11 protein-coding genes and 2 pseudogenes are annotated in these 13,670 nt (G+C 30.9%); all 13 read right to left on the bottom strand.

The features are described 5' to 3' along the window. The 13 genes and pseudogenes from SHYC_RS05325 to SHYC_RS05260 all read right to left on the bottom strand — a co-directional run bounded on the left by SHYC_RS05325 (position 1) and on the right by SHYC_RS05260 (position 13,670). Positions 1 to 1,188, bottom strand: coding sequence for a metallophosphoesterase family protein (locus SHYC_RS05325; RefSeq protein ID WP_039645101.1), 1,188 nt, complete (start codon positions 1,186 to 1,188; stop codon positions 1 to 3). Between the two features lie 234 nt (positions 1,189 to 1,422). After that, positions 1,423 to 1,767, bottom strand: a complete 345-nt coding sequence (locus SHYC_RS05320) for a YlbF/YmcA family competence regulator (protein ID WP_039645099.1) — start codon at positions 1,765 to 1,767, stop codon at positions 1,423 to 1,425. 85 nt (positions 1,768 to 1,852) lie between these two features. Beyond that, positions 1,853 to 2,983, bottom strand: a complete 1,131-nt coding sequence (locus SHYC_RS05315; RefSeq protein ID WP_039645097.1) for a DUF445 domain-containing protein — start codon at positions 2,981 to 2,983, stop codon at positions 1,853 to 1,855. Between the two features lie 115 nt (positions 2,984 to 3,098). Then, positions 3,099 to 3,563, bottom strand: coding sequence for an XRE family transcriptional regulator XdrA (xdrA, locus tag SHYC_RS05310; RefSeq protein WP_037567599.1), 465 nt, complete (start codon positions 3,561 to 3,563; stop codon positions 3,099 to 3,101). A 918-nt stretch (positions 3,564 to 4,481) separates the two neighbouring features. Further along, positions 4,482 to 4,703 (bottom strand): hypothetical protein, encoded by a 222-nt coding sequence (locus SHYC_RS05300; protein ID WP_126564111.1) that lies wholly within the window; start codon positions 4,701 to 4,703, stop codon positions 4,482 to 4,484. A gap of 326 nt (positions 4,704 to 5,029) precedes the next feature. Beyond that, a complete protein-coding gene (locus SHYC_RS05295; RefSeq protein WP_082021535.1) occupies positions 5,030 to 7,378 on the bottom strand; it encodes a fibrinogen-binding adhesin SdrG C-terminal domain-containing protein in 2,349 nt (782 codons plus the stop codon). 324 nt (positions 7,379 to 7,702) lie between these two features. Continuing rightward, a complete protein-coding gene (locus SHYC_RS05290) occupies positions 7,703 to 8,281 on the bottom strand; it encodes a DsbA family protein (RefSeq protein ID WP_039645088.1) in 579 nt (192 codons plus the stop codon). Between the two features lie 916 nt (positions 8,282 to 9,197). Then, positions 9,198 to 9,371 (bottom strand): annotated as a pseudogene (locus tag SHYC_RS12120) (cation:dicarboxylate symporter family transporter); the annotation flags it as partial. Positions 9,372 to 9,986: 615 nt separating this feature from the next. Continuing rightward, positions 9,987 to 10,322 (bottom strand): annotated as a pseudogene (locus tag SHYC_RS05280) (dicarboxylate/amino acid:cation symporter); the annotation flags it as partial. Positions 10,323 to 10,384: 62 nt separating this feature from the next. Then, complete coding sequence (locus SHYC_RS05275) at positions 10,385 to 11,935, bottom strand: recombinase family protein (protein WP_052257822.1); 1,551 nt, start codon at positions 11,933 to 11,935, stop codon at positions 10,385 to 10,387. Then, positions 11,928 to 12,500 carry a Myb-like DNA-binding domain-containing protein gene (locus SHYC_RS05270; protein ID WP_039645081.1) on the bottom strand — a complete coding sequence of 191 codons (573 nt, stop codon included), beginning with the start codon at positions 12,498 to 12,500 and terminating at the stop codon, positions 11,928 to 11,930. The genes SHYC_RS05275 and SHYC_RS05270 overlap by 8 nt, the downstream gene beginning before the upstream one ends. Positions 12,501 to 12,742: 242 nt before the next feature. After that, positions 12,743 to 13,378, bottom strand: coding sequence for a RusA family crossover junction endodeoxyribonuclease (locus SHYC_RS05265; protein WP_231912817.1), 636 nt, complete (start codon positions 13,376 to 13,378; stop codon positions 12,743 to 12,745). Further along, entirely contained in the window at positions 13,323 to 13,670 is a 348-nt protein-coding gene (locus SHYC_RS05260) for a hypothetical protein (RefSeq protein ID WP_039645078.1), read from the bottom strand. The genes SHYC_RS05265 and SHYC_RS05260 overlap by 56 nt, the downstream gene beginning before the upstream one ends.

Here is a 13,670-nt window from a genome sequence, read left to right as displayed (position 1 = left end):
TTAATTGCCCCCTTTTAATTCAGCATCGATAATTTCTTCAGCGCGTGTAATGAGTGCTTTTCGATCTAAATCTGTAAATTTATTGAGATACCGTGACGTTTTAGGATTCATATATAAATCACCTAAGGCACGTTCAAACACACTGTCTTGTGAAAGTATATCTTGCGAAAATTCTTTCATAATAGATGTTTTTTCAAGTTCTGTATAACGTATTGTTAATTTATCAATGAGCACAAAATATTGTTCATTTTCTTCATACTCTGTAATCATCTCATTAAGTTGTACAAGTGTTTGTGGATCTATCCGTTCATCTCCACTCACATCTAATCGCAAACGATAAAACGCACGTCCTTGAGGTCTCACACGTGCTTTGAACGCTTGTATCAATTCGTATAGATGATGTTGATTGATTTGCTCAGTTTCGATAACCGCAGATTCAAAGCGAATAAATTGCGTTGGCACAAACCGCGTGTGAAGTTCAACGTGGTCTCCTTCAACAATCAGACATCCTTTTTCACCCTGTTCATTAAAATGACGTCCTTGAATATTTCCAGGATAATGTATTTGAGGCAAATCATTTAATTGGTCACGTTTATGAATATGACCCAATGCCCAATAATGATACATTTTAGCATTTAAATCTTCTAAACGAAATTCTGTATAGCGATCAGACACACCCGATTTACTATATGTACCATGGAGAAGTCCAATGTTAATGACGTGATGACTCTCGCTTGTTGGGTAATCGTCAATTTTATTTTCATAACTTTCATTATGTTGATAACTGAAACCATGCAAATGCACTTTTTCGCCATTTTTAGTTATGGTCTGATACGTTTCTACTTTATTAGAAAAAACCGTTACGTTTTGTGGCCAATCTGATATTAATGCATCTGAAAGCGGATCGTGATTCCCGTGAATCACATAAACGAAAATTTGTTCTTTATTTAATCTTTCAAATTGTTGTTTCAAAAACACTTCAGCTTTTAATGTTCTATTTTCTGAATCAAATAGATCCCCACAAATTACGATAAAGTCGACTTCTTCACGTAATGCAATATCAACAATTGTTTTGAAACTTTCATATGCGCTATTTTCAACATCTTTAAGAATATTCGGACTTAAAAACTGTTTGGAGGCAAATGGGCTATCTAAATGTAAATCTGCACAATGCAAAAATTTTACCATGAATGCATACTCCTTTTTAAGAATCTTTAACAAGCCTTTGTACATGTATTGTATTCATTTATTTTATCATATTTTTGTTGATTTATGTGATGACTTTCTGATGCGAAAGCAAGCTAATTTGATTTCTAAATTTAAATATTTTTCTGTATCAAATCATTCCCAACCACATATATTACTATAAAAAACCAGGAAGAATACATGTCGCATTCTTCCTGGTTTTTTATAAATCTTAAATTAGTCAGCGTAAATTTCATCTAATGGTTTTACGATGATTTGATTAATCTCTTGGAATACTTGGCTCATTTTTTGCTCAGCATTCATTAATTCAGAAATATTTTGATCTTGTTCGATTTGTTGTGCTTGTTCTTGCGCTTTTTGTAAATCTTCTTCAGAAATTTCTTCACCTTGCATTTGTTTTTGTTGGAAACTTAATTGTGTTTCACGGAACTCATCAAATAGTTTTTTTGAATTTTCATCTGCGTTTACTTTAGCATATGCATCTTTAATTGCATTGTATTCATCGCTTTCACGTAATGCTTGCTCTAATTTGTTTGCATAATCATATAAATTTACAGCCATTGGAATCTCTCCTTAAGTTGTTTGTTAGAAGATTGGATTTACCTACCAATCTCACTCCTTGCTTACAATACCATATTTTTCGAGGTTATACAAAAATTGCAATCAATCCTTGGAAAAAACCAATAATTCCTCCTAAAATAAAGCCTAATAACATGATTAATTTTAATTCTTTATTAGCAATTTCTAGGATAAGGCGTTCAATATAGTCTAAATCAAAGCGATTAATTTGCTCTTCTACCATTCCTGAAATATTAATTTTTCTAAGAATTTGAGTTAAACGTTGCGCTAATGATTGAATAATGAAATCGGTTATTTTCAAAGTGCCCTCATTCGACAAATAATGTATGAGATTCGGTGCAAGTGTTCGTAATGGCTGGTGTGCACGTTTTGATACATTTAATTGGTGAACAAACGCAGTTACAAATTGATTGCAATAACTGTCAAATTGCTCTTTATGAATATACGTACTCAGCGTCGATTGTTTCATGGTTTCATATTCTGCTATGATTTGTTTTTTTATAATACGCTGTGCTTTGGGATGTTCTAAAAGACGTAACAACTCCGCCTGAACTCTGTTTACTAAATCATCTTTCGACATGAACATTAATAAAACAGAAAGAATACGACTCTTTTCATTAAAAAATGTATTTAACATCTCATAAATATCTCGATACCCTTTATCAGAAGAAAGATATTCACGTCCTTTTTGAAGCAATATTGTATCTAAATGAAACACTTTTCGATCTATAACATCCATCATATCATCAGGTAAAATATCTCTAATACGGTGTGACGAATGTTCTAAATATTTTCGCTCTAATTGTTCATTAAGCACGTCTGCAACCCAACGTTCACCTTGGTTTACTATTTGAATATTAAAAGGGTGTAGTAAGCGCTGTAAAGTTATATCATCGTCGTGTAAACGATTTATATATTGTTTTACCGTTTCTTTAATTGTTTCATGCATCGTTTGACTTTCCAATTTTTCACGGATTAAAGCTTCAGTTAGTAAATGTTCTTCCACAACACCACCAATTTTTGTCGCAATTTCTTCACGCCGTTTAGGAATTAAACCTGGTGTAAACGGAAGACGTTTACCTAGAAAATAATAAGGTCTAAATGGGTGGAAAAGCATTTTAATCGCTATCATATTGGTCACGCCACCAATAATAGCACCTATAATTGTCATACAAATAACGATGAGTAATAATTTCATTAAAGTATACTCCCTTACCGCTTACTTTTAATTAACGTATATATCCACTATTCTATCATTATAAACAAAAAGTAGACTCTTTAGGGGAAAGAGCCTACTTAAAAATTTATATAATTTATGCGCGAATAAGATCTTCTTTCACATTACGTTGAAAATAAGTTTCTGCTTCTCTTAATTTTGGTGTACCGAAAACAGGTTGCTTCTCAGTGTCTAAAATGCGGTACAGCTCACTGACTTTGTTACTTTGTAAAATGTAACCACCTTTAGTATCAATTGTATCCCAATATATGTCACTAATAGTAGAATAATTTGGATATGCAGATTGTCCTCGTGAAATTGTTTGAACCATTTCTAAAGGATCACATCCAAACGTACTGTTAAGGACTTCTGAATCTCTGAATAATGAACAAATTGATACACATGTTGTCCAGTTTGGTAAAACACGTTCTTTTTCTATTTGTACTAAAGTCTTTTTAGATAAGCCAATTGTTTGAGCCATTGTATCTTGCGTATATCCCGCTTCAATACGCACCATTTTAAATTTCATTTGAATTAAATCAGTAAAACTTTGTCTATCCATTACTATAACTACCTTTCTAGTCTAAAATTTATCCGCACACAAGTAATTGCAAATCTACACAATTCTTGAAACACAAATTACATATTAATACAAAACTCGAAAAATGAAAAGAGCGTTTTTGTAGAAACATTATAATTTATAAATAGCCACAATTGTCACAAAAATCAAAAACATCACTTTGATGAAAAAAATAAAAAATTGGTACGCCGCCTTGTGACACCGCCTTAATTATGCACTAAAAATCTTTAAGTTTAGTATGAATGCATTGACTTATCATTAATATTATTATTCAATAAAATAGAAGTAGCCAAAATATTTGTAAATTATGTAATGCATTTCTACATCAATTTATGAATTTAAAATGAATAGATATACATTTTGAGGTGAATTATGTTTTTTATTATTTTACTCACATTAATATTAGCATGTTTTATTGTAATTGGCGTCTATCAAAGTACGCATTGGATTTTTAATATTGGCGCTGCGTGCATTGCGGTAATTATTTTTTTCATAGATTTTTGGCTCAAAGGTTGGCATAATGAATCCTTTAAAATCATATTGATTTGTATCATCATTATTATATTTGAATGTTACCATTTTCAAGTTAAAATGCGCCGTAATCAAAAGAAGTAATACGTTCACTGTCAATAAACCGCTAAAGCTCATTGCTTTAAGCGGTTTTTTAATTGTTATTCGTGATTTCCATTTAAGGCAATTCCGACAGAAAAGTTGTGAGCGAATGTCTTTTTCTTCGAAGGTTTATATTCACGCATCTTTTTGATTCTCCTATTATTTACTCCCAAAGACGCGTGGGAGCTACATGAAGCGTGAAGAAAATAACAATGATATTTTGTCTCTTGAAGCTTTTACCTTTGGGTGATATCAATCACATTGTTTACTTTCATTGGTCCTATATACCTATAAACTTAAACACGCTTCTAAAATAAAAGGTATGCCAAAAAAGTATAAAAATAGTAATATAGGCGTAGCAATAAACATCATAACGAGTGCTAAAATAATACTTAAAACCCATGTATCTCGTCTCATTTTATCAAAAATACATAACATTGTAGAAATAATTAAAAAACTAAAAGATAATGCGTGTGTTGCAATAACGATATCTGCTCCTTCATAATTCAAAATATAAAAAGGATTCCATATCATGTATAGTATACTAAATAGGAAAATAATATAAAAAATAATAACAAGCTTTTTCAGATCCTCACCCCTCCCTAATACTTTTGTGCAATAACGTTAATATGTGCACATTTCTCCCATTTAGCCTTTATTAAATACATTTGAAGCAATAGATATAAAATTTTCCTCACGGTTTTTCAACAAAACGAATATATAAAGTCATTCAGATAGAAATCTGAGCTTTTCAAAAAACAATGGACTAGGTTTATACTTTCACCTAGTCCACAATTTATTACCTAAGCTTTATTAATTTACTAAATCAAGATTAATTAATGACGTTTTTCACATTTTCTTCTTACTAAGAAAGTAAATCCAAATATGCTTAATACTGTTCCTATAATATAAGAATGTTGTGCTGAAGAATGCCCTGTTTCTGGCAATGTTGGACGTTGTTCTGCTCTATGATTCGTGTGCGATATTGTTATACTTGCGTGTCTGTCTTTCGTTTTATGATGTCCACTCATTGATGGTCTTTGATTGTTATCTTTGCTCAAATCAGACATATTCGGTTTATTTTGAGGTGTTTTGTTACCTTTACCGTGAATATCGACGATTCCTTTATTATTCTCTTTTTTTGGTATGATATTATGTTTAATCTTAGGTGATTCTCCATTAGGTGACATAGGTGGTTGTGGCTTCTCAGGCATTTCTTCTTTAGGTTGTTGTGGTGTATTATGATTTGGATTGCTCTCTTCTTCAATGATAACACCTTTCGTCTTGCCACTTTCTTTAGGAATGGAATTTTCATTTATTTCAATCGGTTCATGCGCACCAGTTTTGATAAATGGTTTATCATCATTTGTGTCTTCTTCAAATATCATATTTTCGTGTGCACCGCGTTCAATGTGCAATTCTTCTTCAAATTCGATTAGATTTTGCTCTGTTATATAATCCGTCTTCATCGTATCTTCTATTTCTTCAATTGTACCTTGTGCATGGCCTGAAATTGATGGAGGTAACGTATTATCTTCATTAAATTCAAGTAAATTTTGTTGCGTAATATAGTCTGTTGTTACAGTATCTTCAATCTCTTCTGTCTTTTGGTAATGTCCATGTCCAAATTCTGATCCAGACTCTGTTATCGATACGATAGGTTTGGAATCATAACTTTCTTCTAAAACACCTTGTTGTGTATGATGTTCAGTTTTATAAGTATCATATGAAATTTCAACATGTTCACTCTTGCCATTGAAAGAACGATCATGACCGTTACCGTGTGCGTTGTTTGAATAGAATGTCACGCCATTCAACCACGTTAATTTAGTAGGTACATAATATCCATTAACAAGATGATGACCTGTTAATTCTGTAGCAAAACTCAAATCATTTGCATTTTCATGATATTGACCATCAAAGCGAATGACATAAGTTTTTCCATTTAAATTGCCTAATGTAGCTTTATATTGACCATTTTCTTGAACTATGAGGTTTACGTTTTTAGTTACTTCCTTATAATCATCTACATTAAAGTCCGCATATACACTTTGAGCCAAAGGATGTTTTCCAACATATTCATATATTTGAACATTTTTAGGACGACTCACATGTGTACCACCTTTACGGAAGTATCCCACTACATCAACAGCATTTAAATGTTTTTTATCTGGATTGATATATGCAATATGTGTAAATATACGATTGTCTTTGTCTAACCTATGAATACGTCCATTTACTTTTACACCTGACCCTGTTCTATCATGCACGCCGTCTAAATAATTTACATCAAATGTTTCTTTCGTTTCGACCTTACCAAGTGTCGCTACGACAGTTTGTCGGCTTCTATTTGGTACTGTTACTGGATTGAAATATAAATTCAAAGACAACTCTGCATTAATGTCTTTCTTGTAATTCACATAATCTGTAAAAGTATATCGTATTTTGTTATTTTCTAATACTTCTCCACGTGCAACTACATTTTGTTTATCTTTGATTTCAGGTACTTTTTTCTTAAATGCAACCCCTCGTGTATCTACATTGTTACTAATTGTAAAGTGGAAATGGTCTCCAGCTTTAATACTATTATCAAACTTCCATTTGTATTTTAATGTTACACGCTCTGCATTGTGCGGTGTAATATTCTTTTTGCCTTCATGACCTTCGATTTTACTTTCAACAACCGTTACTTTTTCCGTAACATCAGTACCTTTTATGTGGTGATGCGCTTCTTTTTGACTTTCAACGACTTTAGTTGACTGTGGTGCTGCTATCACTTTAGGTTCTACAGCTGTTGTTACTTTAGTTTCTGGTTTTACAATTGGCGTTACTCTCTGTTGGTCAGTTCCATACTGTTTTAAATGCTCATTATTATGTGCTTGATGTGTCGAAGTATTCTTGACATACTTTTGCACTTCGTTATTCGTGGCATTTTCTTTGTAAGCTGTTACTTGAGCGCTTGTTGAAACTTCTTCAACGTGATGCGCAACATATTGTGCTGATGTTGTTACTTGGCTTGTATGATATTCAGAAGCCGCTGCTTCATTACTTTCACTCATACCTATTACTACAACTGTGCCTAAAGCGATAGAAGCTGCTCCGATTTTATACTTTCTGATGCCGTATCTTTGTGTGTTGTTCATAGTATTTGTCTCCGTCTTCTTAGATTTTTGTATTAACTTCATAACCCGATATGCTTAAAACTACAGTAATAGCAAACAACTTCTAAAGTAGTTTTTGCCATTTGATATCTTTCACGTCAGTAATTATATAGCTCTATTTTTTGTTTTGCAATATTATAAAATTAAATTCATCTTAAGTATTTATTAACAATACACTTCATCTAATAATTGTATAAAATACTTCTTAAATTATTCTTAAACTGTAAAAATTATACAAAAACACTCTGGAATATTGGCATAAAAAATAAGCCGGCAAAGTACTCACTTTGTCGACTTTCACAATGAACAGTGCATCAAGAGAAATCGTTTCAAACATACACCTATAAGTTATTGGTCTAACTGTGTTTTAATATCATTATAATCGTGTACATCTTTAACCAACTTACCATCAATTTTAATAGCCGGTATTTCTTCAATTTTCTCTTTTTCAATTCTCTTTTGATCTGCTTTCATGTTTTTCCAAGCTTGACTGTTTTTATCTTTATATGCATTTTTGATATTACGCGTAATTTGATCATTTAATTTTAACTTGTCTATTTCTTTATCCAAAAATGCTTCTGTTAACCACATTTTACTAATTGGGCCTTGATGCTTAAAAATGGCAGTTTTGAATTCCAAATATTTTTCTGGTGCCATGTCTTTAACTGCATGCGTGGCAGCAGAACCTAATTTTGATTCGTCACCTAATATAGCAGCATTAACGTATGTCACAGTAGCTTTGTCTGTGTCAATATAAGACTTCGTTATTTTTGACATAATGTTTTCATCAAATTTTTTACAATATGGGCACTTAAAGTCTACGTATGCGATAATTTCATGTTTTTTCTCTTTGTTACCACATGCCCCTAAAAATCCCGCAGTGATTAATAATAATACTATTAAAAATTTATGAGTCAAATATTTCATTCTTATGTCCTTTCTATGCTGTTATCTTATAACATAATATATAAAATTGTATATTTATAGTCAAAAAGATTTTTGTAAAAATTTACCATTATATGGTAAATGGAATATTTATCATTTTTAAACTTTAAATCTTCATAATTAATGTATAATTCACAATGATTTTAATCATGGATCATCAATTTTTTACTTATTTATATATAAAAGCAACTGCGAATCATTGGATTTTTACTTTATTAACCACTGATTTTTACTTTTTCTTATTAGTGGCATCATCATCAATTACAGATAAATTCCCCTTATATCTTCAATTGTGATACCCAGTTCCTTTACGGGTGTATCCTTAGATAGAAAATTTTATGTTCCTTTCTTCATTTCTCATTTTAATGTCTCTTAGAAATGAAATTAGAATGACATTTTATTTGCAAAGAAATTTCAAACACACACCTTCAATTAAAGTGGAATTTACACCCGAGTAAGTATATGACACACAAATATATTTTGCAATACCTAAATGTTAAATGTTCCTTAAACATGGTTTAACATTGTGTTATTTCTATCGGTATAATAAAATTTAAATAATAAACTAACTTTAGTTAAAGTATTCATTTTAGAATTCTAATCTTTTATTATCAAAATACTTATTAACATTGGTGATCATTATGAAAGAAAAATACAAAAGGAATTTATTGTCATATCTGAATGCATTACCTTTAGCCGGACTTATATCAAGTTTATTTTTATTAGTTATGAATTTTTTTATTTTTAAAGTGACAGAAAATCTTTACATCGTCGCCCTATACTGTCTCTTACCTTTCATCATATTTTCCCTCTTATCAATAATCTATAAATGGCTATTTTATAAACAGCATAAATAAAAAATCGCGTGATCTCATGTTTTGAGACAACGCGATTTTTGTTATTCAACGTGTATATTCCCTTTTAATTTACAACCTTCTCGCTCAGATAAAATCACAGCACATGCGACATCACCTGTAATATTTACAGCCGCACGTGTCATATCTAGAAGTCTATCAATACCTAATATAATACCAATTGCTGCAAGGTTTACTCATACTGCAGTTAATACCATCATATGTATAACTGTATGTCGTCTATTTATAAATCACTATAAAAGTTATAATAAAAACAATTATAAGATCTAAAATATCAAATTTTCCGCTTGCTGAAAGAAGTATTTCTTTAACCACGTAGTTATTTTTTGCGATTTTACTCTGTTTTAATTTCCGTGAGATAAAAATGTACATATACTTAAACATTGAATAGACAATAGCTGTTATTAAAAATACAAATATGAAGTTTGTCATAAACATAACACCTTTTATTTCCATGTTTTAAATACACTTCTGCATTAGTAAAAGACATTGAAATAGTGTCCTCAATGTCCAAAAATATAATTAATAATATTCTCGCCTTTAATAATAATTGACGAATCATTATTCCAATCTAACTACTCCAAATCTTATGACAAACCTAATTTATCACAAAAATATATTTGTGTTCATTAATAAAGTTCATCTATATTATGAAGAACATATTTTGATTTATGTTTAATAATAAATGGTGTTTCCATTTAACACTTGTACTATTATCACAAAACATTCATCTTTTAAAAAAATGCACTTTTATTATTTAGCCAAGTGAAAAACGAGGCTAGACGTAAGTCCAACCCCGTTTGAAATATTCATTATTCAGCGTGTATATTCCCTTTTAATTTACGACCTTCTCGTTCAGATAAAATCACAGCACATGCGGCATCACCTGTAATATTTACAGCCGTACGTGTCATATCTAGAAGTCTATCAATACCTAATATAATACCAATTGCTGCAGGGTTTAATCCTACTGCAGTTAATACCATCGCAAGCATAATGAGTCCTACTCCAGGTACACCTGCCGTACCGACCGAGGCAATGACAGCAATTGCCACTACAGTAATTAATTGAAGTAATGTTAAATCTGCTCCCATCAATTGTGCAATGAATATCGTAGCAACACCTTGCATGATTGCTGTACCGTCCATGGTACTCACTCTATGTTGCCTTGCGGTCGACACAATATTTAAACCAGTCAAAGCCTATTCCCCTAGAGAAAATTTACTTGTACATCGATTTCATCAAAAACAGTTCTAGATACTACTATATCATTTATTATACTTTTATATATTTCGTTCAACTTTGTTGGATTACTGGAGTCATTTATCATTTTATATATATTTTGCCATCTATCAAGCCTGGTTAAGTTAGTTGAATTTGAAACTTTATCTATACTTTTATTTACTTCTAAAAGTTCATTTTCTTTAACATCAACTTCACTATTCTTCTTCTTTTTAATCTGAGCTGCTTCTTCAGCATTAAATAGACCTGCTAAAAATCCTTCTTGAATTCTATCAATTTCACCCTCTAGCTGCTCAATTTCTTTATTAATCTTCTTAGCTCTTTTTTCTAATAGTGCAACCTCTTTCTGATTATCGTTATCTTCTAATAATAATTCGAGTTCACTTTCTAACAATTTGATTGATTCTAATATCACTGATTCAACCAATTTAATAGGCACAGATATATATTCTGATTTATCTTCATACTTTGATTTTTTAATTCCTATATGTGTAGGTTGGCCTTTAGTATTATACGTATAAATATGATAGTGTTCGCCCTTTGGTGTTCGGCATAAACCAAATAAAGAGTATGGCACCTTAGATCTTGAGTGTGCTCTGTGAGGTACATTTTGAAAATGTTTAACTATTAATTCATGCTCCTCCATAGTTACCAATGCAGGATGCGTATTATACTTACGTTTCCATTCAGACTTGTCTAATCTTTTAAATGGTAAACCTGATGAATATAAATCATTTTTATTTCTTTTACTGCCTATTGATTTATTATACACAGTTGTACCAGTGTAGATTTCATTCTTTAATATTCTACTTATTGACTTGCTTTCAAATGGCCTACCACTTCGCTTAGTATAACCTTCTTTATTTAAATTCCATGCAATATCAACAGTATTATAGCCTTCAAAAAATAATTCTTTCATTTTAAGAAAAGCTTCTTTTTCCTTCTCATTAAATACTAGCTTTTTAGTTTTCTTGTCAATTTGGTAACCGAATGGTGCTTGGCCATACACCCATTTACCTAAATGTATTGATAATCTTCTACCTTCTCTGAACCTTTTTTTAGTTTGCATAAGTTCCATATTGCCAAAAAACATTTTCATTTCTAACATTTGCGCATGATCACTGTTGGTTAAATCATAAACCTCATAAGGAGACTCTTGAACAATCTTAACGTCATTATTTCTAAAAGTACCTAATATTCTATCTAAATCAGCACCTTTACCTCGTGAAAGCCTATCTAAATCTACAACTACTACAGCATCAAATTCACCTTTTTCTACATCCGATAGTAATTGTCTCATTACAGGACGGTCTTCTATAGAAGCTCCTGAACCAATTTCTTTGTAAACTTCATAACTCCACTCATTCAATTCACTTCTTGCTTTCAATCTCATTAAGTGGTTATTTAAATCCTTTTCACCCTCATCTGCACGTGATTTACGAGCATATATAGCTACAGTGTCAATCCTGCTTTCTTGCGTGTTTATATCATCATAGTACCCTTCCATGATATTAGACATTATCATCACTCTCCTTAAGTAACTTCTTCAGCTTGAACTTTATTTTGATACTCATAAAGTTATCCTCACATGCTTCAATGCTTTCCATATCCCATACTCTTTCAGTTTCAATATTCTCTCTTTTTCTAAAACGTTTTATAACACCTCTATCAACATTTAAGTGTTTAGCAATTTGGTTGTTATTCATATCCATATAGTTATTACGTATAAACTCTTCTTGCTCATGAGTTAGTGTCATATTGGTATGTCTATTTAAGCCTAATTGTGCAATTCTATTTAAGATTGCTACAGGTGTGCGTGTAGGAAATAATTTACGTAATTCTTCTTTAGTAAGGTTTTTATTTTCCTTTAAAAGATCATCCTCTTCTTTAGTCCACTTTTCTCTTTTTGTAAATTTAATAATAGAGGAGTTATCTTGCTTAAATGATTTGTATTTTGAGTTACATGATCCCTTGGTGCGACCTAGTATTTTACCAATTTCACTAAAAGACAAACCCTCATTATCATATAAATGAACTAGTTGTTGCGTTTCTTCTTCTGACCATTGCTTATATTTGCTCACCATTTATACACCCTCTTGTTATATTTTATCTTATTAACTTTAGTATAACTTATTTTATCTACTATTACTAGATATAAAAACAAACCCTTGCTGTAATAACAAGGGTTTAAAGTGTATTTTATGTATTAAATATGTTTAGATAATTGCTTAGCTATGTATTGAATATTTTCTTCTTTAATTACACTTTTCCATTTATGTTTAAATTTCTCGAGTTTGTTTCTATCATAATTAATAACTGTCATAATTTATCTTTTCTCCTTGAATTTTAAACAAGAGAAATTATTATCCTCTTGAGTAATCTCCTCTTGAATCTTATTCTGTAATGCTTTATTGAATATACTACATGCTCCATTACGGTACCTTGTACATTTTTGACACTTCATCTCAAATTTATTTCGAATAGAATTTGTGTCAAAGATACCATTCCAACCAGTTTGAGTTATAGTTAGCTCAACACGAGGGTTGTTAGGATCAATAAAAACTCGGTTAAATCTAGGTACTACCTTCTTATCATTAAGAAACACCAGTCCAGACTCTTCTATAGAGTCATTTAAAGTTTTAAGAGTGTTATCTAAATCTACATTTACTCTAGTTACATATGCGTCAATATTCATATAAATGTAGTTATCACGTGTATATTCAACATCCCAGTTAATATTTATAGGTAATGACATTTGCTTTTCAACATTAATCATTATGTCTTCCCTATTCTCTTTCCCTGCTTTTGAAAGTATTTTTTTGCCTGTGGGACGACCACCAGCAAACTGTTGTATGTATAATTTGTTTAAAGATGTAGGTAAAGGTAATGATAGTCTGCATGTAGGCTTATCCAATACAATCACCATTAAAGTATCTATGTAGGTTACCAGCTTTTTCTGCATCACTTAACTTACGGTTTGTATTAAATGATTTTGCATATTCTGAGTAGTCATCTATTTTAGGCTTCTTTTTACGCTTTAATTCTACATTTAATCTTAAATCAATAATATCCTCTTCAATATCTTTACTACCTTCATATGATTCAACAAATTTATAATCCACTGCGTTAATTTCATATAAATCATTATCTAATGCTTTTTCATCGATATCATCTATAAATTCAATCAATCTTGCTGCTAAATCTTCTTCATGGTTAAATTCGTTATTATTTGTTAAATTATTGTAGTTATTCAT

Source organism: Staphylococcus hyicus, assembly GCF_000816085.1.
In the GTDB taxonomy this organism is placed as follows: Bacteria; Bacillota; Bacilli; order Staphylococcales; family Staphylococcaceae; genus Staphylococcus; species Staphylococcus hyicus.
The sequence above is the reverse complement of the archived record's forward strand: the minus strand, read 5'-3'. Positions and strand labels throughout refer to the sequence as shown.